The following is a 21,042-nucleotide window of genomic DNA, read 5'->3' on the forward strand; positions in this document are numbered from 1 at the left end:
TTTTACGCAATCTTTGTAAAGAATCACTGAGTTTTTGGTAAAGACCTGGTAAACACATTGGCGAACATAGTAGATAGTCCTATCAATGTGTATGCGTTGAATAAGTAGATGTCGTCTACGACTGCCAGAAGTCCGGCTGCTGGGGGGAATGCTTACAACCACCTACTTCTATCGTCTAAAAAGGCGACTCCCCGGCGTGCATTGCCGCTGAGCCACCTTTCAATACAATGGTTATCCCCAAACACTATCCGAAATTCGCTTGACCAGCTTTAACTTGGCCCACTGCTGGTCCTCCGTCAACTGGTTGCCTTCCTCGGTCGACGCAAACCCACACTGTGTGGAGAGTGCCAGATTGGCTAACGGCACCTGTTTAGCGGCATCCGCAATTCGCGCCTTCACGGCATCCTCATCCTCTAATTCGGGGAACTTAGACGTGATCAAGCCTAAGACTAAGCGCTTGCCAGTATCACCATTCCAGATCTTCTTCAGGGGTGCAAAACTACCAGCCCGATCACTGTCGTATTCCAGGAACAGTCCATCGTAGTGTAAGTCACCCAGGTAATCCGCCACGTCGTCGTATCCACCAGAGAACAAGTAGGTCGACTTGAAGTTCCCCCGGCAGATGTGGGTGGTAACCGTCAGATCATCCGGTAAGTCCTCTAATAAGCTATTGATGACGTGAACGGCATCCTCTGCCAGACCAACATACTTTTGGTGGGCGGTGGCATCGTCGGCCGTCTCGTTGAGCTTGCTGATCAGGAAGGCCCACGTCGTATCGTCCAGCTGTAAGTAGCGGCATCCTAAATCATAGAAATGCAGAATCGTTTCATGATAAGCCTTTGCCAGATCAGCTAGATAAGCGTCCCAGGTCTCGTAGAATTGATGCCAGTTATCACTCCGATTATCCCGGAACAGCATCGTTGGCGACGGGATGGTCTGCTTCACGACCACGCCATCTGGCACCAGGCTCTGTAAGTACGCGAAACTTTCGAAGAAGGGATGGTTCGGGTTAAAGGCAATCTTACCGACCAAGTCCGCGTTGTCCGTCCGGGTCTTGCTACCATGAAATTTATAACTTTGTTGATAATCATAATGTCCCACACCCGTCAGACCCCATAGAAAGTCCAGGTGCCACCAGCTGCGGTTAAATTCGCCATCGGTGACTGCTTTCAAGCCCAAATCGACTTGTTCAGCCACGACACGCTTCGTTTCAATCCGCTGAACCGTCTTCAATTCGTCCGCCGTAATCTCACCAGCCGCAAATTTTGCTCGAGCATCCTTCAAGTTTGCTGGCCGCAAGAGACTACCTACAACGTCATATCGGTAAGGAAATGCTTTTAAAGTCGTTGTCGTCATGATAAATTCCTCCTATATTTTTGTGATTTGTCATGGGACATAAAAAAACGCATGCGTCCCCAAACTAATTGCTTAGTTCAAGGGACGAATGCGTCGTTTTACCACCCTAGTTTACAAGACTTTCACAAGCCTTGCCTCAACGGTACCTATTGATACCCGGAAAGTTAACGGTTCCTACCGATCAAGTAGCGTGAACCACTTGATAGCTATCAGGAGCTCATCTTCACAGCTAGTCGTTGGCCCGTTCTCACTTACTGGGCTCACTGAACAACGACGTCACCACTACTCTTCTCCTAGCTTTTATGACAAATCGATTAGAAATTAATGATAGTTTAGTCCTCTCACCGGTCACTGTCAAGCCCCTTTTTAGGAAAGAACCACGACTTTTCCAAAACTATGGTGACTTGCCAGATACTCGTGGGCTGCCCGCATATCGCTCAGTGGAAAGGTTTTAACGGGCGTAACATCAATGTTGTGGCTTGTAATTAACTGCAAAAGGTCTTGAAGTCGCGTTATCTGCACATCCCCCGAATAGAACGAGGTCAGATAACAATCGTTGGGGATTCTCATAATCGGATCAAAGTCCGTCAGCGTCCATTGCCCGCCCAGTTGACCGGTTGAACTCACAATTCCACCAGCATTCAGATGAGCCAACGAGTCAGCAACCGTTGCTGGCCCAATCAAATCCAACACACGGTCAAACTTTTCCGCAGTGGCGAGCCGACCGTCCTGTTCTGCAATGACCGCATCAAACCCTGCCGCCAGTAATTGGTCCGTCTTTGCGAGTTGGCGCGTTGTCGCAGTGACGGTCACGTCTGCCATGGCATGTGCCAATTTTGCAGCAGCAACGCCAACCCCACTAGTTCCTCCACGGACCAAGACCTGATCACCACCTGTCAACCGCAAACCTAGCAGCGCCCCATAGGCCGTGTAGTAGGTTTCGGGCACCGCAGCCAGTGCAGGCCACGACAACGGTGTGGTTACCGGAAAGATCTGTGCGTTAGGCACCAGCACATACTCTGCATAGCTGCCATCATAGGCTCGCCCCATCTCGCCCATAAAGGTGATGACCGTCTGACCCACGGGTAACCGTGTCAGCGCAGTCGATTCAGCCACCGTCCCAACTGCTTCAATCCCCAGGATTCGTGGAAACGCAACGCTGGGCGACTTCCCCTCACGCGTAAATATCTCGGAATGATTAATCCCCCGGCCTCTGACTTGAATCAACGACCATCCCGGTTTGACTTGCGGCGTAGGAACCGTAACCTTTTCCAAGACTGCCGGTCCCCCTGGATGACGCACGATAACTGCCTGCATCCTGCTAACTTCCCTTCCTGGTTAATCCAGAAACCCATGACTCTTTAAATATTCCCGAGCAACGGTTGCGGCTTTTTCATGTTTCACAGTTACTTTGTAATTCATCTTCTGCATATCAGTCGTCGACACCTTCCCAGCCAGCTTATTCAATGTCGTCCGAAGTTCTGGATGTGCCGTCAACAACTTCTCCGTCATGAGTGGCGCCCCCTGATACGGTGGGAAGAACTGTTTATTATCCTTCAACACGACCAAATGGTACTCCTGAATTTCGGGGTCAGTCGTGTACCCATCGACCAGGTTGACCTTGCCATTCGCAATCGCCTTGTAACGAATCGATGGCTCCATGGTCTTAGCACTCGCAAACTTCAAACCGTAAGTCTTGCTCAGCCCCGGATAACCATCCTTGAGTTGGTGAAAATCCGGATCAAACCCCGCGTGGATCTGACCCTCGACCGCAATTAAATCGGAAATCGTCTTCAGATTGTATTTCTTAGCAAACTGCTTCGTAACCGCCAAGTCGTAGCCATTTTGATACTGCATGGGCTTCAAATAAGCCATCTGATACTGCGACTTCAGGGCATTCTTAGCGACCTTGTAGGTTGTCTTTGGATTATGGCTGGCCGACTTTTGGCCGGTAACCAACGACTCCAGCACCGTCCCCGTGAACTCAGGATAAATATCAACAGATCCTGACCGCAACGCTTTAAACAGGAAGGAAGTCCCCCCAAAGTTAGCCTTAGTCGTGACCTTCATATTCGGGTGATCGTGTTCAATCAGGTCCTTATACATGTTAATCAGGATCTCCGGCTCACTCCCCATCTTCCCAGCAATGGTAATGTCGGTCGCTGGACTGTCAATCTTGCGATAACCTGCAAAGCCCCCAATCAAGACAATCAGGGTCAGTAGGACGAGACCAGCCTTCTTAAACGACAACTTCCCCAGCCAGTCGATCCCGGCACCAAAGACCAGTGCAAGAATGGCCGATAAGACGGCCCCGATGATCAGAAGGGCATTGTTGTTGGTTTCGATCCCCAACAGGATATACGTCCCCAGTCCACCGGCACCAATCAGGGCAGCCAGTGTGGCGGTCCCAATGATCATGACCATGGCAATCCGAATCCCGGAAATAATCATTGGCATAGCCAACGGTAGCTCAATCCGGAATAATTTCATCCGTCGTGACAACCCGAATGCCGTCGCGGCTTCCTCCAGATTCGGATCAATCGTCGTCAACCCGGCATAGGTATTTTGAAAGATCGGCATCACTGCGTAGATCACCAGCGCAATAATCGACGGCACGGTGCCAATCCCCACGATGGGAATCAGAATTCCCAGCAGTGCCAGACTCGGGATCGTTTGGAGGACACTCGTAATCTGTAACATCACATTAGCTGAACGCTTGTGATTCATCAGTAGGATGGCTAGTGGAATAGCAATCACCGCCGCAATCAGTAGAGAAATCAAAGATAGGCCAATGTGTTGCCCAATAGCGCGGACGATGTCGTCGCCCTGCGTTTTAAAAATGTGAAGAATTGCTTGCAACTTAGTCCGCCTCCTTCGCTGCTAAATAGGCCAACAAATCAGGTGTACTGAGTACTCGAGGACCTTGAACAGTCGTCACGACTGCTGGCGTCCCCTGCTTCAATACTGCTGCCAGTTCGCCAATCGACGCGTCTGTTGCTAACGTGGCTGTGGCTGTTGTTGATTCGCCATAACCGGCGTTCAGTAGCGTTTGAATCGTGTCGGGTTGCAGCGCGTACTCATTTTGGAAAAAGCCGCGTACGAAATCGTTGGCCGGGTGCTGAATAATCTCCGCACTCGTCCCAACCTGCTGGATGTGTCCTAACCGCATCACCGCGATGTGTTGCCCGAGGCGCAAGGCTTCGTGCATATCATGAGTCACGAAAATAAAGGTCATTTTGAGTTCACGGTGCAACCGCAATACTAGATCCTGTAACTGTTTACGTGAGATTGGATCCAACGCGCTAAACGGCTCATCCATCAGCACCACCTTGGGTTTGATAGCCAATGCGCGAATAATACCGACCCGCTGCTGTTCTCCACCAGATAATTCGCTGGGCATCCGAGTCGCGTACTGGTCAGGATCAAGATCAACCTGAGACAGGAGGTGTCGCGCCCGTGCAATGCGATCCTTCCGTGACCATCCCAAGGATTCCGCCTGAATGGCAATGTTTTCCTGAATGTTTAGATTGGGAAAAAGGGCAATGTTTTGCAGCACATAGCCCATCTGTAGCCGCAATTGTTTCAAGTCGTAATCAATAATCCGTTTATCATCAAAGTATATGTTGCCATCGGTCGGCTCGATCAGCCGGTTCAGCATCTTAAGGGTGGTCGTCTTACCGCTCCCACTTGGCCCCACCAGTACGAAGAAGTCTCGGCTGGGAATCGTTAAATTCAGATTATCCAGTGCCAGATTATTCTCGTACTGCTTGCTCACATTTTTAAATTCTATCATGCTGACCTCCATGCCTTTTGTTTCAGTTGAGTGGTATTCCCGCCAAATCAAAAACTCACCCGTACCAGCCCTATCCATCACCCATTCAAGCGATGTTCTGACTAGCACCAAGCGAGCCCTGTATTGCTTAATTATACTAATGTTCTTGAAATTGCCTAGGAAAACGCCTTATAAATTTTGCACGACAATAATGTCTACTATACAGTTCCTTGACGTAACTGTTAATATTAAAAATAAAGTATTTCGCCCTAAAATATTAAAAAAGTAAGGTGTTGTCATTTGTTCGATCAAACTGATGCTCAAATCCTAAAAGAACTGGCCAAAAATTGTCGTATCAAGATAAATCACCTTGCCCAACGTGTCCATTTGACGGCTCCGGCCGTGACCGCGCGTATCAACCACTTAGAGTATATCGGTATCATCAAGCGCTATACAATTGAGGTTGATACCGAAAAGCTGGGCTACGACCGTCAAATCTTCATCCGTGCAGCCATGAAGGATGCCAAGCAACAAAACGAATATAATACCTTGATCAAGCACTATCGTAATGCCATTCGCCACCACTACCGTGTAACCGGCGACATGCCTTACCTCATCGAAGGGGCCTTTCATTCACGCGCGGAACTCAATAACTTTCTTTTAGAACTGGGGGAAGTCGCCACCTACAAGGTGATCGATGTCATCGACCAGCTGATCTAGTCGTTGTCTATAATAACTTGGCCCATTGTCCGATGTGCCATCACATAGTCGTGTGCTTCGCGGATATCAGCGAGCTTGAAGACCTTAGCAATTGGAATCTCTAACTGATACTTGGTGATCAGACGGAACATCTCATCCACTAACCCGTGTTGGACGTTGGTTGAATCAAAGAACGTCAGGTACTTATCCGCCAGTGTGAATGGACTGAATGCCTTAGCGACCCATTCGCCGGCCAACAAGCCAATCAAGGTGACAACGCCACCCTTGCTTAGGTGCGAGATTGAATCAGCCATTGTGACCGTCCCCACCATGTCAATGATGCCATCATACGTTTCTTCCGTTACCAATGTATTGTCGCGATCAAGGACAGCAGTGTCAGCCCCGTTCTTGACCAACTCTGACAATCTTTCTTCACGTCTACTTGTGGCCGTCACGGTCAGGCCCATCACCTTGGCTAACTTGATGGCCGACAGCCCAACCGCACTCGTTCCCCCACGCACCAGTAATGTCTGCCCTTCCTTGAGGGACAGTGACTTGATGGCCCCCAGAGCCGTGTAGAAGTTTTCGGGATATTGGGCCAACGTTACCCAGTCACCCCCGTAGTTAACCGGGAACAGATTAGTGTCATCGATCAACGCGTATTCCTGATAACTCCCATCAACTTCTCGACCTAGACCACCCATCATGGTGATGACTTTTTGACCGACCTTAAATTTGCCATTCATAGCCGCTTCGTAGATTTCACCTACGGCTTCAACTCCAATCACCCGGGGAAACTTCACATCAGGCGACCCACCGGCACGCGTCAGCACTTCATACCGGTGCACACCAAACGCGTGAATTCGTATGACCGACTGTCTCTGCGTGGCCTTGGGTATGGGCCGTTCAACAATGTTCATAACACTGCTATCCCCTGGTTCGTTAATGACAACTGCTCGCATAATGATTAACTCCATTCTAATTTAGAATTTGTCTACACTTTCAGTATAAGGTATCTCATACTGTTACAGTCAAGCAAACGTTTTTGAGATTTTCCTGCTAACGCTCTACCAGATACCGGAATCTCTGACAGCCAAGTGCGGCCATCGCCACTAATTTAGCGGTGACAATTCCTATGGCCGCAAGAGCAAGGTGAGCATTTTGGCTTTCAGCCTTTAGTTGCGTCAGTAAAAATCAGGTGACCACATTTTGCCCCATACTCTTAACATTAATTTTACCGAGATGGTTACCAGTTTCTTGACCACCCCCACAAAAAGTGCTGTAATCAAGTTAGTTATCACCCTGATTCGTCAAGAACGGGTGGCCATATTTAAAATGAGGTGGAAGAACATGGATGAAGTTGTTCAAGCGCTGAGCGATATCGTCAAGATGAATACCGTTAATGGTGCAGAAAAGCAAGTAGCAGACTACATTGCTGCACTCCTGGCAAAGCATAATATTGAAAGTAAATTAGTTGACTATGCTCCCGGACGGACCAGTCTCGTTGCCGAAATTGGTGACGGTAACGGTCCCGTCGTAGGATTCGATGGACACGCCGACGTGGTTGCCCTGGGCGATGCGTCAAAGTGGCGGGTCGATGCCCTCTCTGCCACGATCAAAGATAACCTGATGATCGGCCGAGGGACTTCTGACATGAAGTCCGGCTTAATGGCTGGTGTCTGGGCGATGATTCATTTGCAAGACCAACATATTCCATTACATGGAACCCTACGTCTGATGGCAACGGTTGGCGAAGAATACGGCCAATACGGCGCCAAACAACTCGCCGAAGCTGGCTACGCCAAGGACCTCGACACGCTGATCGTCGGTGAACCTAGTGGGGTCGCCAAGCAGTTACTGATGCAAAAGCAGATTCAGTACATGTTACAGGCCGACCAAGCTTCTGCTCAGAAGTTGTCCGACGCCAATCAAACTGGCGAACAACACTTTATCGAATTGGCACACAAAGGCTCATTGACCTACACGGTACATTCTAACGGGGTCGCTGCGCACAGTTCCATGCCTGAGATTGGTAAAAACGCCATCACACCTTTGATGGCCTTCTACCAAAAGGAAGAGGCATACTTCGCCTCCATCAAAAATTACCGCAACCCCGTCCTGGGACCCGTAACTCCCGTCGTCACGATGGTACATGGTGGGGAACAGATCAACACAGTTCCCGCTAGTGCCGATCTCTCCGTTAAGATTCGGACAATTCCAGAATTACCTAACGCCGACATGACGGTCGCCATCAAAGAAATCATCGCCGACCTAAACGCAGCCGGTGCCGACATGACACTAGATATTCTGAGTGACTTACGGCCCATGCATACCATGGAAGACGCCAAATTGGTCACGGTCGCCCGTGAGGTCGGGGAAAGTAATCTGGATCAGAAATTACCGCTGATCGGTGTCCCCGGGGGCACTGACGCCTCGTCCTTCCTGGCAAGCAACCCCGATATTGACGTCGTGATCTTTGGCCCCGGTAACATCACGGCCCACCAAGTTAATGAATACGTCGACTTGGATATGTACCACCGCTTCATTACCATTTACGAGCAAATGGTCACTAAATTATTGAACTAACAGCGACAACAATTATGTTCCTGCAAGACTGTGTCGACTCGGGTTAAAACATCCCGAGCTGATACAGTCTTTTTGTTATCCTGAACATACCAGCTCCCCCTACTTACTACTAATGTAATTTTGGCCAAATGAGTCTCATATTTTTTTATCGCTTACAAAGCTTATGCGTCATCTACTGGTCTAGAATGCCGGTATGACAAAGTTTTCAGGCTATTAGAACTAGTCAAAAAAAGATTTAAGGATGAAATGTTGACAACGTTACCAATTATGCAATTGTCACGGCAATGTCAGGTTAAAGAACAAATCAATAACCGAAGGCGGCCAGAGATGGAGGTCGCTGTGTCGACGGTGTTAGCTGGGAACCAGCTTACAGCGTGGGACGTGTTTGGAGACTGATGATTTGTGTCAGGCTTCAAACCGAGCCGGAGGACCGCTTCTCAGGCCGCAGGCGGTCCCCACAGCAACCGGAATCTCTGGCAGCCGTAGGTGGTAATTTATAACTAATTTTGTGGATTAAATCTCTATTAGCTGGACCTTTAACTGATAGAGCTGTCGTAGCAACGCATGCGCTGATGACAGACAAAATGGCGCCTAGGCTTTATGCCTAGGCGCCATTTCGTGGCTTTGATGAAACTTGATTAATCTGTTAGCGATTAAATCGCCTGCATATCAGCTTCTGTGGTAGGGTGATTCGTTTAAAATCTCCCAAATTGATTGACAGCTTGACCTACCCACCTAACAACTGAACGCTATCTAGCTTCGGTTAGATTAACATCCCTGATGAGCGGGCTTGGTTTTGAATACACCGTTGTAAGCGTTTTGTAAATCACGACCCGAATCAGATATCCCAATCCTGGCAACTTCCGAAACGTGCTCCGTTGGGCCGCCCTCACACTCTTACTGTGGTGCGTCCTCCAACGTCCAAGTGATGTCTCCAGAATAATTTCCGGGGGTCGTTCCTGCATCTACTGCAAGTAACACCCCTGACTTCTGTTCCCAATGCGCTGCAACGTTGAAGTTGCCGTCTAAGTCGGTATCATTCATGGTATGTGTCAGTACCGGTGTTGGGCTCGCGCCAATCGGCGTGACCCCTCGTTTACTGACATACACAGGACCACCGCTTAGCTTGGTGCCTGTCTCGCTAACGAACGGCGTTGTCTGCGCCATTAGCGTCCACTGCGCACCAGTTCCACGTGTATCCTGAACCACCAATTGCCAATCACCATCGCGGTGCACCAACTGATTCTTATCAGTCAACGTACTGCTCTTAAAACTTTCATTTGACGAAATATAACCAAACTTCAATTCACCAGTTACCGTGATTGTCACGGTAACCTGATTGGACTTGTCACCATCCGCCGTGACGGCCCTGAGCTTCAAGATATTCGTTCCTCGACGAAGCTGATCATTCGTCACCGGTAACGTAAACGTCCCGTCGGCATTAAGTGCAACGTCTGGAATCTTATCCTTGTTCAGTGTCCCCACGAGTTTGGCAATCGGCTTCGTTGCTGCACTGGTCGCCATGTCGACTCTCCCAGTCACAGTGGTTCCTTCTTGTGCTGTCACATTTACCGTCTGCCCACTGGTAACGGCCAGATCCAAGTCGACGTTCGGATTAATCGTGAACGCCGGCGTCTCAACCGTTCTAATCAAGGCGTTAGACGAGAAAGTACTTGATGCGCGGGTCACCTTCGTTGTCTTGGACACCGCTGCCACACGCCCGGTTAGGCTGATGGTTGCGGAGGGGTATGCGCTATCCATCGCATAACCCAACTCGGTCAGTAGTTGGTTGTCCTTGATTTGGCTGACATCCAAAATTTCGGGACGTCGGTCACCACTGTAGGTGATCTTGGCCTCTTCAAAATCAATGGACTCAGGAAGCTTCAACTTGGCAATAATGCTCGACCAAGGCTGCCGTCCATCACGATAATCCAAATGGTAATCCAGACGCACCCGGTCGTTAGCGACCGTTGTCCCGTGATCCTGGATCTCTCGTTCACGTGTCAGGTCGGTCAACGTGGTACTTGTGTTGGCCTTGACATTCCCTGGCGTATCTTCAAAGACGACGAGATTATTGCTCCACTTGGTTCCCGTGGTACCCGTAACGCCCCAGCGGACCTTATTCGTGCCAGTAGGATCAACAACCCGTTGGTCCAGCCGAACTGTCCGACTGACCCCCGGCTGTTGCTCCCCAGTTTGCGGATTCTTGTCATTAAACGTGTAGGTCATGGTCTCCGCCAGATCATTCCAATGAATGGTGACGTGATGCCATTGTCCATTTGCCAAGAACCCAGGATTCTTAGAATTGGTGATCAATCCATTGTGTTGGAGAGAATAGTAGTAATTGGTTTTCGAGAAGCCCCATGAACCAGGATCCACGTACTGATGATACGTCGTGGCTAGACCTGGATACGATGACGCAATATGATCAGTCGGGTAGCCGATATCAAATGAATTGGCTTGACCGGCAGCGTGCCCACCGGTTTGGTTGTTAAAGGCCGTATCAAATTCCACCGCCCAGCTATTCTGAATTGCTGTTTCTGCGATTCCCGCACTGGAACTTTGGACAGGATTCTTATCGACGCCCCAGGTACCCATCGTTTCCCCAATAATGCCAAAACGGCCAAATTTGGGACTCGCTGCAATACCATTCGGATCGTTTTGCAAGACGAAAGCCATGCCATCGGCCGCTTTCGTTCCGTTATCACCAAAGTACATCCACATTGAAACTGTTTCGTCCTCTTTTAGATTAAAGTAGTTATCATCCGTCGACCAGATAGCGCCAAATTGATTTGGACCGCTAGTCAGACGCGCTGCTTGCGTATTCGGAGCGGCCGGATTCGTTGTATCAACGACAGCAGCAGAGCTCATATTAGCTGTCCCTAAGGTCATAATAGCATCTGTCTTGTTTAATAGAATTCCTTGCGGCGCCGTTGCCAGCGCGTGCGAGTAGTCACTATCGGCATGAGCCGTTAGTCCACTGCTTAGGGCCACTGCTAGTAGAATCAAGCCGGCGCTCAACCACCGTTTGTGCAACGTCATTCCTCCTTACTTCGTGTCGGGTGTGTGTCGGTTGCGATAAATGAGATAGCCGATAACGGCCAACAGGATGACGATCAAGAGCAAAAGTAACAGGTACAACAAGTAATTTGGTTGGGTCGGCGTCAAAGCATGCCGGTTCAGTCGCTTGATGGTTGGACCGTTGATCGCGAAGTTGCGGACGAACTGCCACTGCTGATCTCCGGATTTTGCCGTCAAATACAACGTATAATTACCGGCAACTAATGACTCGTTGCCCCAAGGAATGCCAAAATTAAAGTTGCTGTTAGGTGCCATCCCCATCTGTCCTTGCTTCTGAGACAACAGGGTCTGGTTACTGCCCGCCTTAGTCACCCGGGCGTTAACGGTTAACTTCTGCAGAATTCCGGGTTGAAAATTCTGGAGGTTAGCTGTCACGTAATTCCGGGCGTTGATCTGCGCAGTTGCCACGCGGTCTAATCGAAGATCAGGCTTTACGGTTGTCCCCTCCTGCAGGGACAAACCGATGGCATACGCAAAGGCGTTCTTGACCATAATCTGACCATCAGACTTCGCGTTCTCAGGATTCAATTGGGCGACATAAATACCACCCAAAATAATGCCACGAATCTTCTTCGCGGGCATCGTATAGCTTAAACTAATTTGCTTCTGTCCATTTGCCGGAATTGTGACCGTTTGCGCGGTACCTTTGGCAAAGATATCAGCAATGCCCACCTTCAGGGACGAATCCCGTTTCGGATTGCGCTGACTATAATCGATGACCCCGTTATTATTAGTGACTGCCTGATTCACGCTAATTTGAAATTTCTGGCTCCGGTTACTGGTATTCGCGACCACAACCTGCAGGCGTTGCGTTTGACCCGGCTTCACCCGTAAATCAAAATACGATACCTGCTTTGTGATCTGATTTGCAGGTAATACCGGACGTACCGAGTACCCCACGTTGTTTTCTGCCGTTTTAGCGGCTCGCGCCGTGGGTAAACTCCAAATCATCGCGACTAGCGCAAGACTGATTGCCAACAAAATCTTCCATCCACGTCTCATCACTGACGCCCCCTCATCACACAATAACGCTCCCTAAACGGCACAAATCAACGGTCACTTCATTGTGGCGTATCGTTCAGCTGCCACGTCATGGTTGAGCTGTAAGTCCCACCAAGTTGCCCTGCTGGAACCGCTAACGTAACCTCAGCCAAACCGTAGTTGGCATCCCAAATACCTAAGCCGCCCTTAGCAGCTGCACTGTAAACGACCGCATTTGTGCCGGTACCATCCAGCTTAAATGCTGCCGCGGTTGGTGCAGTGGAAGGGTTGCCAGTGTTGGCAGCCGCAACGTCAGGTTCACCCAACGAAAGGACAGCGCCCTTCAAGGTGTCCCCAGCAGTATCCGTAAACGGCGAGTTCTTCACTTGAACGTTCCAACCACTTGGTAACCCAGGGTTGGAAACTTCAACTGGATTGTCTGCCGTTGTTGCGGAATACGTCATATCAATCTTACCGTTTGGGGTGGCGTTAGCACCAAAACCGATATTAGGTGCCGAATCCAGCGCAATAGCTGCGTTAGGATTCGTATCGAATTCGGCCGTGGTCTGGGTCGTCTGTGAGGTTGGTCCCACACTGCTATCGCTGGCACTAGCACTGGACGTACCGGTCGTTGCCGCAAAGGCTGGGCCTGCTCCAATACCCAATGCTAAGGCTGCAGCACCACTTAATAGTGCAGCCTTCATTAACTTTCGAGTCATACTACTCACTCCTCATATTTGCTAAATATACCTCCTGATTACCCGTTTTAGCAAACATGGATGGCCCCGGTAATGGCTAAGCCACCCGTGACGTTACAGACGAAGTTATTCCATGCTGGCCACCTTGTTCACCAGCCGTCTGTCCGAAGCCGTGTCTTACTTGTCTTCTACATGCTTGATTCACTAGATGATGATACCTGGTAGTAAATAAAAAGGCCAGCTTTTAGCTGACCTTTCGTACCTAGTCACTTAGTGATGGAAATCGCCCACCGTTAAGCCCCTTAAATCATTCAGCCACTGGGTGGTTGCCTGATCCGTTCCTGCGGTGACCTGAAAACCTAGGGGGGTAAATAGCGCTGCTATGGCGGCCCATTGTAACCGACCGTCAATTAGAAAGCTAGCTGCTAACTGATCACGTTGTTTAACGGTCACAGGAACCGCACTAACCGTTAATAAGTTCACCGCCAGTTGTTCGGCAATCAGCTGATTCCACGCCGTTTCACTGAGTGGGGACATCACCTGCCGTGGTATTGTTAACGGTACAACTGGCCCCTCACGTAGGAGCAGCCGTTGCCAGTGCATCGCTTGTCCAGATAGCAGCCCGTAGAACTGCCAAGGCACCTGATTCCCTATACGCTGAAGGGTCCTCTCCGTCAAGGTTTTAACCGCCCACTGGACCTGGTCTTCACCCTGTGCTAGCGCCGTTTGAAGCCACTCACTAAAGAAACGCTGGACAGTAGCATCGACGAGGGGGGGCAGTTTACTCCCCTGCACCAAGTGATACCGACCGAGCAAGAAGTCTTCGACCTGGTCCCAGCCAATGGTTCGGCTGGTTTGTTGCTGTTTACGCCGCCGAATCTGCCGCAGTTGTTTGAGACGACTCGACTTGCCATAATTACCTGGACGACTCATGTTTTGCCTCTTTTCTTTCGATTTTTGACTGTAAATTGACTTGAATTTAGCTAATCCCACACCCAAATACGGTGCAGATTTGGATGTACATCCAATGAGAATTGACGGTTTATTTTGTGTAAAGCGCCATTAAGACCCAATTTCTATTAAAACATGCTAGACGTATTATAGTCATTTTTAACAAAAAATAGCCAGCTTATACAACACAGATTGTGCAGTAAGTAGCTGACTAGCTTTGATTTTACACACATCCAACCACCATTGACGAGATACCCAACTGAAAGAGCATAACGCCGGTATCGACGACACGCTTCAGCTAGTGCCCAGTTACAGCGTCTTTTCTGCGTTCTCACGGGGTTGGTACTTCTTAAAGTAGATAATGGTCATGATAGCCAAGAAGACCACCCCAACTAAGATCGATACCCGCGTCTCAGGATTCAGGAACATGAAGATCAGCGTAATGGCCAAGAAGACCAGCGTAATGTAGTTTGACCAAGGGGCAAATGGCATCTTAAACGGATGCGTTGCCATTTCTTTGGGATTCTGCTTGCGAAACTCGACTTCACTAATCAGAATGACAAACCATGGTACCATGCCGGGCAGGACACTTGAACTGTAGACCATGACAAAGATCTGCGTGGCATCCTTAAAGAACATGGGTAAGACCACGTTCAAGACGATCCCAATACCGATCCCAATAGAGATTGCGATCACAGCGTACACGGGTACCCCATGACGGTTCAGTAGCGTCACTTTCCGTGGTAATTGTTTCTTTTCGGCTAGGGTAAATGCCATCCGGCTGGCGCTGTAGATCCCGGAGTTCGAACCGGACAGAGCAGCGGTAATGACCACAAAGTTAATAATGGAAGCCGCGGCAGTAATGCCAATCTTAGCAAACGTCTGCACGAAGGGTGATCCAATCTGATTCAACTGGTCCCATGGGTAAATGCTGACGATCACGAAGATGGCGCCCACATAAAAAATTAGGATTCGGGCAACGGTCGACCGAATCGCCGTCACCAGCGTGTGTTGGGGATTCTCGGCTTCACCAGCCGTAACCCCAATCAACTCAATCCCCTGATACGACGCCAACACAATGGCCAACGCGAAGATAAATCCTTTGGCACCGCCGGTGAAGAAACCACCGTGCGTCCAGAGATTGCTGATACCGACCGCGTGACCACCATTTCCAAAGCCGAACAGAATGACCCCAAGGCCGGCAATAATCATCAGCACAATTGTGACGACTTTGATCAGAGCGAACCAGAATTCCAGCTCCCCAAACATTTTGACCGAAATCAAGTTAGCGATACAGAGGAAAGTAATCGCCACCAGACCCGGAATCCAGTCCGGTAAGTTCGGCCACCAGAAACGGAAGTAGCCACCCAACGCAATCATTTCACTCATTCCCACAACGATGAATTGGAAAATATTACTCCAAGCCGTGAGATACCCAAAGACTGGGTGCATGTATTCGGAAGCAAAGGTTGAGAAGGATCCGGTTGTGGGGTGAACGTAGAGCATTTCCCCCAAGGCCCGCATAATTAAGTATAGGAAAACACCAGAGATAATATAAGCGATGAGGACGGACGGCCCCGTCCACTTGATTGTGGAACCAGACCCCATAAATAATCCAACGCCGATCGTCCCGCCCAACGCAATCATCTGCATTTGGCGTGCACTTAGTCTTCTTTGCAATCTAATTCCTTCTTTCTATCCCTATGTCAGGATTATTTCAAATTAAAGATTAAAACTATATGAGAATATGCTACCTGGTTCTGAGCAATTAAGCAACTGCTTTTTAAACAACCGGGTGAATATTCATGAATGCTAATCCCAATTATGCCGCAACGGCGGCGTTTATTCAAACTCACTGTATAAAAAAAGAAGCCACCGCCGGCACTAGACCGGTAACGGTTTCCCTTAAAATTATTTTTTTCGTATAAACGTTTCGTTAAACGCAGTTCGTTTGGTGACTACCGACTGTTCGTCAGTACAACCTAGATGAGCTTTTCGTAAACGAAGCAGACATCATCGGGATGGTAGACCCCATCGATTTGGCCAACCTTTTTAAAGCCAAACTTTTCGATCAAGTGTTGCATCTTCAAGTTGTCTCGATGGGTATCGATTCGAATACTCCGTGCTTCTGGATGATGTTCATCGATGTAGTCGAACAAATCCCGGAACAGTTGGGACGCGTAGCCCTTACCTTGATGATGGGAGAAGATAGCGACCCGGTGAACCGTCACGTATTTCTTGGTATCGGAGAGCCAGTCACCTTTCATCGTATCATAGGCGTGGTCCGGCGCTTCAATCACGGCAGCGACCCCTAACGTTTCGTGGTCATCACTGTTATAGATAACGGCCCGGCCATCTTCAATGTCGCCCTCGATAACGGCACGGTTCGGATAGTTATTCTGCCATTGATCGATCCCGGCATCAGCGAGTTGCTGCTTGCCGTCTTCAATAATGTCACAAACTAAGTCGATTTCTTCTGCTTTTGCTTTACGTAAATACATCCTGGTTTCACCTCGTTAAATTTTCCTCTTAATCTTCAAAACTCTTTAATACGCGTTGGGCGAGTTGATCCACACGGGCCAAATCGCCATCGTCTGGATCTTGGTCGATCTTGACGGAATCCGCCACCTGTTCACCATTGCTGGAATTCAACTGAATCGTTAAATAATCCACGGCCCGGCCAAAATGCAGATGCTTTTTGGAGCTAGACCCGAGAACGGCAAACTTTGTCCGATTCAGATCAACTTCCTTTAGATCCTCGAAGAAGTCTTGGGCCTCATCTGGAAGCTCACCATCGTGATAGGTATAACTGATCACGATAACTGCATCCGCCTGCGACAAATCAAAAGCATCAGCTTGCGAGATTTCCGTAATCACCGTTTGGGCTCTGGACGCAAGCTGTGCTTGTACATGGCCAGCGAGTGCGCGATTACGACCAGACATACTGGCAAAAATAATTTGAATATTTGGGGTCATAGTTGTGTAGATTCTCCTTAATCGTAAGCATTGAATGATGGCACGTCTGGTGACCAGGTTAGCGGGTAACTCACGCCAACCGATGGATCAACGGCCAAATAATGTCGCGAACCCAATGAGGAAGCTCGCTATAGACTGCTGAGTATTATAGACCTTTTTTCCGCGATTCCCTAGCAAAAAGCAACGACTCTCAGAAAATTATAATTTGGCTTCGCTTACATAAGAATAGTGCTAAAAAGGCATTACAACGGGCTTATAGAACTCTCTGCCATCGCAATGCCACTTCAAAAAAGCTAATATCTGAGTTGATTTAGCTCTGCCCTATCGAAGTCGGCGGGAACTCCCGGAACGTCAAAACCACTCAACTGACGGAATTCCCGCCGATATTGCTGATAACCCAGTAAATCAGGCGTAAAGGTAGCTGGCGTAATCTCTGGCAAAATTCTAACCACTTGATCTTGTGTCGCTGCCGAAAGTTCCGCCGCATCCGGTCGTAATCGGCCCAAGTCATCGACCTGACGTTGCCGGCCGTAGACCATGTCCCGGAACAGTCGGTCTTGGTGTTCCACCGTTGTTTCATGACTTCCAATGGCCTGTTCAGCCTGCAACAGCGCCAATAAATAACGCGAGAAGCCCGGAATAATGGCTGAGGCTTTGGTCGTTGCCGAACGGTTCACACTGATTAAGGCCTCTCCACCAGTTGGCGCCAATACCGCCTGCAACCGTTGCGCACTGGCTTCGGCCGCGCGTTTTGCCTGTCCTAAAGTGCCATCGTGATAAATCGCCGCTGTCGCCGCTGGTCCCTCGTAGGAGAACAGAATCGTCTTACAATTGGGCGCCAAAACGCCAGCCGTCTTGAGAGCTGCCACCCATAACTCCCAGTCCTCGCCACCCATGACGTGAGTCGTTGCCGTAACCTCTTCTGAAGTTGCAGGCATCAGCGTTTGCTTCATTAGTTTTTCATGTTCCAAATCCACTGAAAATTCAGTGATCGGTGTGCCAATCGGCTTAATTACGGAACGCCACACTTCAGCTGAATTCTCCGGGTTGACCCGTTTCGGTGCTGCAACCGCATACACTAACAGGTCGATTGGCCCGTCCAAGCGTTGCTGAATATAGTCGATCACCAGTTGCTTCGTGCTCGTCAGAAACGCGTTGGCGTTAAAATTCTGCGCAACCAGGCCGGCGCGTTCCGCGGCCTGGTTGAAATACACCTGATTCCACCAACCAGCCGCGCCGAGAAAAGTATCGTGAGGTGGCCGCGCATACCCGACTGAAATCGTAGTGGCACCCTGACCAAATGCCGCCGTCAATCGACTGCCTAAGCCATAGCTAGCCGAACCACCGAGAATCAATGCCCGCTTTGCGCCAGCATAGGTGCCTCGACGACGAACAGTGTCAATCTGCCGAGCCATCATTTGTTCCAAGCCATGTGGATTAACGGCGCGAGACACATTACCCGCAATTTTTTCCGATAACTGCATGTTGCTCACCGAACCTTCCGCTTTTTCTCTAATTTAGCACTCTTTTCTTGAAAGCGATACCGTGACTGATTCAGTATTAAATTGAATACTGAAGGTTGCAAGTTCCAAAACACTCATTATGCCTGTTGTCACAACGATACAGAGGCTAAAATTGGGCAACATCGTCCAGTCATCGCCTTACCGGCCGGCAGATATGGGCTGGATCGGTGCGAACACAACTTGAAGCCTCGAAAATCGCGAGTCTCCAAGCTTGGTTTTCTACTAAGCCAGTGGGAAAAAACACCCACTGACTAAGTAGAACGACGCGCCTGAGCCCATATCTGCCGGCCTCTCAGCTGACGTAGTTGGTTCGAGGTAACATGGATTATGCGCCTAGAAGCGTTGTTGACTTATGCTTAAACTGTAGGAACCGTTTGAGATTCAGTGATTGGAGTGGAATTGATATGCACAATCAGAGCCGGAGGCAGTCAGGGATGGAGCTAGCCATGTCGACGATGTTAGTCGGCGCTTTTCCCGGCTTACATCGTGGGACGACCTGAGAGACGCCTGCACTTGGCGGCTTTCAGGCGAGCTGGAAGCCCGTCCTTTGGCTGGAGGCGTTCCCCACAGCCAGCGGAATCCCTGGCAGCCGGAGTGCGACTGTTTTCACTAATTTAGCCGTGCTAATTCCCAGTGTCGCAAGAGTAACACAAACATTTTAGCTTTCAACCTTCAAATACTTAAACCCCACGAGAGCAGCCTCCCAGGGCGCGATCGTTTTATTTTTTACAATATTATGGAAGCGATGCCTTTATTTTCCCATCAGCATTTCGCGTCAAGCACCCGGCAGACCAGCAAAAATTACTAGTTGCGTCACCAAACCAACTTACGGTATGATGGTTGGGCTGCGCAACATCGTTCGGCATAAATTAAGGTTTAAAAGGGGAAATTTCAAGATGCTCAAGAGTAAACTCGCAAAATCCATTATCGCTTTAGTTGCAGTGGCCATCGTTGCCATTGCTATTCCAGTCGCTATCGGTGCCAACAATGTCGAAGCTGCCGGTGATTATACGTTCAACGGCAAGACTTACACCTCTGAAGACGCTAAAAACGCTGCCGTTCGTAAGTGGGACAATCGTCGCCTTTCAGACACGCAAAAGAAGCTGGTCCAAGCTGCCAACGATGAAGCAGCTGGTTCAACTGGCTTTACGGGTAGCATCTACCGCGCACGTTAATCCAAGACCATGTTCTAAAGGCGTCAATCACCGTAAAGAATGTGGCAAGCCTTAAGGTTGAATCCTACTACTCGTGTGATGGCGAAGCATTTCATCGCCGAAACGCTGACAAGTTAAAAGTGCCACTCGCGTTCAATCCTAAAGATGCTTAATAAGTTAAAGGGCCTGAGGAAAATCCTCAGGCCCTTTTCGATCTTATTTCGTAAATTCAGAATCTGCCAATAATTCTCGCACTTCATCCGTCGTATGCGTCTCCATCATCGCATTCCGCAAACTGGCCGCATTGGGCTCGCTCCGTACGTAAATCTTGAAGAAACGCTTGAGGGAGGCGAAACGAGACGTGTCGAACCGTTGCTCGAACTCATCATAAAGGTCGAGTTGGTAATCCAACAGGCCAAGTAGTTCCTTAACGTCGTGGTGTTGCGGTGTCTTTTCAAAGGCAAAGGGACTCGTGAAGATCCCGCGGCCAATCATAATACCATCCACGCCGGGGTGCGCCTTAGCCAACGCCACACCGTCCTGGTAATTTTCAATATCACCATTTAACTGTAGCAAGGTGTGTGGTGCCACCTCATCACGCAGTTTGACGATATCGTCGATTAACTCGTAATGGGCGGGCACGCGACTCATTTCCTTCTTCGTCCGCAGGTGAATCGTCAACAACGGAATGTCCTGTTCAAACAGGAAGGTCAACCAGTCGCGCCATTCATCTAAGCGACTGTAGCCCAGCCGCGTCTTCACGCTTACAGGTAGGCCAGCCGTCTTGGCGCCGGCAATCACAGCCGCCGCGCTATCGAAGTTCCGAATCAGGTCGCTTCCCCCGTGATTCTTGATCACGGTAGAATCTGGACACCCCATGTTCAGATCAATGGCCTCGTAGCCCCGTTCCTTCACGTTCTGCGCCGCACGGGCAAATGCCTCCCCATCGTTACCCCACAACTGGGCGACCGGCATATGGGCCTCTTCGGGTGCCACGTAGAGTCGACCAGCAACGGTAAACTTTGCCTTGGGATGGGTCACACTGATGGCGTTCGTGAATTCGGTGAAGAAGACATCGGGTGCGGCTGCCCGTGCCACGACGCGCCGAAAGATAGCGTTCGTGACGGCTTCCATTGGTGCCAGGCTGAAGAATGGCCGGTCTTCGGCCTTGGCGTGATCCGCGATATTTTGCCAGTAAGCTGCTGAATCAGACACGATAAAATCTCCTCTAATACTTGTATTTGATGTTTAATCCGGTATGAAGC

The 21,042-nt window shown here is 49.5% G+C and carries 18 protein-coding genes; 4 read left to right on the forward strand and 14 right to left on the reverse strand.

The window, feature by feature from the left end; genetic code table 11:
* Positions 1-231: 231 nt before the first annotated feature.
* The 4 genes from ACKTSF_RS10110 to ACKTSF_RS10125 all read right to left on the reverse strand — a co-directional run bounded on the left by ACKTSF_RS10110 (position 232) and on the right by ACKTSF_RS10125 (position 5,149).
* Positions 232-1,356 (reverse strand): vitamin B12 independent methionine synthase, encoded by a 1,125-nt coding sequence (locus ACKTSF_RS10110; protein WP_407889082.1) that lies wholly within the window; start codon positions 1,354-1,356, stop codon positions 232-234.
* 366 nt (positions 1,357-1,722) lie between these two features.
* Entirely contained in the window at positions 1,723-2,673 is a 951-nt protein-coding gene (locus ACKTSF_RS10115) for a zinc-binding dehydrogenase (protein ID WP_407889084.1), read from the reverse strand.
* 21 nt (positions 2,674-2,694) lie between these two features.
* Positions 2,695-4,215 (reverse strand): ABC transporter permease/substrate-binding protein, encoded by a 1,521-nt coding sequence (locus tag ACKTSF_RS10120; protein ID WP_407889086.1) that lies wholly within the window; start codon positions 4,213-4,215, stop codon positions 2,695-2,697.
* A gap of 1 nt (position 4,216) precedes the next feature.
* Positions 4,217-5,149 (reverse strand): ATP-binding cassette domain-containing protein, encoded by a 933-nt coding sequence (locus ACKTSF_RS10125; RefSeq protein ID WP_407889088.1) that lies wholly within the window; start codon positions 5,147-5,149, stop codon positions 4,217-4,219.
* Positions 5,150-5,428: 279 nt separating this feature from the next.
* On the opposite strand from ACKTSF_RS10125, the gene ACKTSF_RS10130 reads away from it, so the two are divergent.
* A complete protein-coding gene (locus tag ACKTSF_RS10130; protein ID WP_407889090.1) occupies positions 5,429-5,848 on the forward strand; it encodes an Lrp/AsnC family transcriptional regulator in 420 nt (139 codons plus the stop codon).
* On the opposite strand, the gene ACKTSF_RS10135 is transcribed toward ACKTSF_RS10130, so the two are convergent.
* Positions 5,845-6,804: a zinc-binding dehydrogenase gene (locus tag ACKTSF_RS10135; RefSeq protein WP_407889092.1), complete on the reverse strand. Its 960-nt coding sequence runs from the start codon at positions 6,802-6,804 to the stop codon at positions 5,845-5,847. The two genes, ACKTSF_RS10130 and ACKTSF_RS10135, sit on opposite strands and share 4 nt — an antisense overlap.
* A gap of 373 nt (positions 6,805-7,177) precedes the next feature.
* Here ACKTSF_RS10135 and ACKTSF_RS10140 point away from each other — a divergent pair, with 373 nt between their 5' ends.
* Positions 7,178-8,413 (forward strand): ArgE/DapE family deacylase, encoded by a 1,236-nt coding sequence (locus ACKTSF_RS10140; RefSeq protein WP_407889093.1) that lies wholly within the window; start codon positions 7,178-7,180, stop codon positions 8,411-8,413.
* A gap of 897 nt (positions 8,414-9,310) precedes the next feature.
* Here the strand turns inward: ACKTSF_RS10140 and ACKTSF_RS10145 are convergent.
* The 3 genes from ACKTSF_RS10145 to ACKTSF_RS10155 are packed head-to-tail and all read right to left on the reverse strand — an operon-like array spanning position 9,311 to position 13,194.
* Positions 9,311-11,449, reverse strand: coding sequence for a WxL domain-containing protein (locus ACKTSF_RS10145; protein ID WP_407889095.1), 2,139 nt, complete (start codon positions 11,447-11,449; stop codon positions 9,311-9,313).
* A gap of 12 nt (positions 11,450-11,461) precedes the next feature.
* Entirely contained in the window at positions 11,462-12,496 is a 1,035-nt protein-coding gene (locus ACKTSF_RS10150) for a WxLIP family cell surface protein (RefSeq protein WP_407889097.1), read from the reverse strand.
* 59 nt (positions 12,497-12,555) lie between these two features.
* Positions 12,556-13,194 carry a WxL domain-containing protein gene (locus ACKTSF_RS10155; RefSeq protein ID WP_407889099.1) on the reverse strand — a complete coding sequence of 213 codons (639 nt, stop codon included), beginning with the start codon at positions 13,192-13,194 and terminating at the stop codon, positions 12,556-12,558.
* 72 nt (positions 13,195-13,266) lie between these two features.
* Here ACKTSF_RS10155 and ACKTSF_RS10160 point away from each other — a divergent pair, with 72 nt between their 5' ends.
* A complete protein-coding gene (locus ACKTSF_RS10160) occupies positions 13,267-13,398 on the forward strand; it encodes a hypothetical protein (protein ID WP_407889100.1) in 132 nt (43 codons plus the stop codon).
* Between the two features lie 45 nt (positions 13,399-13,443).
* Here ACKTSF_RS10160 and ACKTSF_RS10165 read toward each other — a convergent pair whose 3' ends face one another.
* The 5 genes from ACKTSF_RS10165 to fabV form a co-directional block, all read right to left on the reverse strand.
* Entirely contained in the window at positions 13,444-14,106 is a 663-nt protein-coding gene (locus ACKTSF_RS10165; RefSeq protein ID WP_407889102.1) for a hypothetical protein, read from the reverse strand.
* A gap of 327 nt (positions 14,107-14,433) precedes the next feature.
* The gene (locus ACKTSF_RS10170) at positions 14,434-15,804 is read right to left on the reverse strand and encodes an amino acid permease (protein ID WP_407889104.1); all 1,371 of its coding nucleotides are present in this window, start codon (positions 15,802-15,804) and stop codon (positions 14,434-14,436) included.
* Between the two features lie 302 nt (positions 15,805-16,106).
* Positions 16,107-16,625, reverse strand: coding sequence for a GNAT family N-acetyltransferase (locus ACKTSF_RS10175; RefSeq protein WP_407889106.1), 519 nt, complete (start codon positions 16,623-16,625; stop codon positions 16,107-16,109).
* Positions 16,626-16,653: 28 nt separating this feature from the next.
* Positions 16,654-17,100 (reverse strand): flavodoxin domain-containing protein, encoded by a 447-nt coding sequence (locus tag ACKTSF_RS10180; RefSeq protein ID WP_407889108.1) that lies wholly within the window; start codon positions 17,098-17,100, stop codon positions 16,654-16,656.
* Positions 17,101-17,393: 293 nt separating this feature from the next.
* A complete protein-coding gene (gene fabV, locus ACKTSF_RS10185) occupies positions 17,394-18,584 on the reverse strand; it encodes an enoyl-[acyl-carrier-protein] reductase FabV (RefSeq protein ID WP_407889110.1) in 1,191 nt (396 codons plus the stop codon).
* Positions 18,585-19,519: 935 nt separating this feature from the next.
* Between fabV and ACKTSF_RS10190 the strand changes: the two genes are divergently transcribed.
* The gene (locus ACKTSF_RS10190; RefSeq protein WP_407889112.1) at positions 19,520-19,798 is read left to right on the forward strand and encodes a hypothetical protein; all 279 of its coding nucleotides are present in this window, start codon (positions 19,520-19,522) and stop codon (positions 19,796-19,798) included.
* A gap of 195 nt (positions 19,799-19,993) precedes the next feature.
* Here the strand turns inward: ACKTSF_RS10190 and ACKTSF_RS10195 are convergent, their stop codons facing one another.
* On the reverse strand, positions 19,994-20,992 hold the full coding sequence (locus ACKTSF_RS10195) for a tRNA dihydrouridine synthase (RefSeq protein ID WP_407889114.1): 999 nt from the start codon (positions 20,990-20,992) through the stop codon (positions 19,994-19,996).
* Between the last annotated feature and the right edge of the window lie 50 nt (positions 20,993-21,042).

It is taken from the genome of Levilactobacillus muriae, assembly GCF_045862015.1.
GTDB classification, from domain to species: domain Bacteria; phylum Bacillota; class Bacilli; order Lactobacillales; family Lactobacillaceae; genus Levilactobacillus; species Levilactobacillus muriae.

What these genes read in the sequence shown, in the direction of transcription:
- ACKTSF_RS10175 (WP_407889106.1), bottom strand. Translation starts at nt 16,625, where the DNA reads ATGTATTTACGTAAAGCAAAAGCAGAAGAAATCGACTTAGTTTGTGAC.
- ACKTSF_RS10160 (WP_407889100.1), top strand. Translation starts at nt 13,267, where the DNA reads ATGGCTAAGCCACCCGTGACGTTACAGACGAAGTTATTCCATGCTGGC.
- ACKTSF_RS10140 (WP_407889093.1), top strand. Translation starts at nt 7,178, where the DNA reads ATGGATGAAGTTGTTCAAGCGCTGAGCGATATCGTCAAGATGAATACC.
- ACKTSF_RS10110 (WP_407889082.1), bottom strand. Translation starts at nt 1,356, where the DNA reads ATGACGACAACGACTTTAAAAGCATTTCCTTACCGATATGACGTTGTA.
- ACKTSF_RS10190 (WP_407889112.1), top strand. Translation starts at nt 19,520, where the DNA reads ATGCTCAAGAGTAAACTCGCAAAATCCATTATCGCTTTAGTTGCAGTG.
- ACKTSF_RS10115 (WP_407889084.1), bottom strand. Translation starts at nt 2,673, where the DNA reads ATGCAGGCAGTTATCGTGCGTCATCCAGGGGGACCGGCAGTCTTGGAA.
- ACKTSF_RS10180 (WP_407889108.1), bottom strand. Translation starts at nt 17,100, where the DNA reads ATGACCCCAAATATTCAAATTATTTTTGCCAGTATGTCTGGTCGTAAT.
- ACKTSF_RS10150 (WP_407889097.1), bottom strand. Translation starts at nt 12,496, where the DNA reads ATGAGACGTGGATGGAAGATTTTGTTGGCAATCAGTCTTGCGCTAGTC.
- fabV (WP_407889110.1), bottom strand. Translation starts at nt 18,584, where the DNA reads ATGCAGTTATCGGAAAAAATTGCGGGTAATGTGTCTCGCGCCGTTAAT.
- ACKTSF_RS10125 (WP_407889088.1), bottom strand. Translation starts at nt 5,149, where the DNA reads ATGATAGAATTTAAAAATGTGAGCAAGCAGTACGAGAATAATCTGGCA.
- ACKTSF_RS10135 (WP_407889092.1), bottom strand. Translation starts at nt 6,804, where the DNA reads ATGGAGTTAATCATTATGCGAGCAGTTGTCATTAACGAACCAGGGGAT.
- ACKTSF_RS10155 (WP_407889099.1), bottom strand. Translation starts at nt 13,194, where the DNA reads ATGACTCGAAAGTTAATGAAGGCTGCACTATTAAGTGGTGCTGCAGCC.
- ACKTSF_RS10165 (WP_407889102.1), bottom strand. Translation starts at nt 14,106, where the DNA reads ATGAGTCGTCCAGGTAATTATGGCAAGTCGAGTCGTCTCAAACAACTG.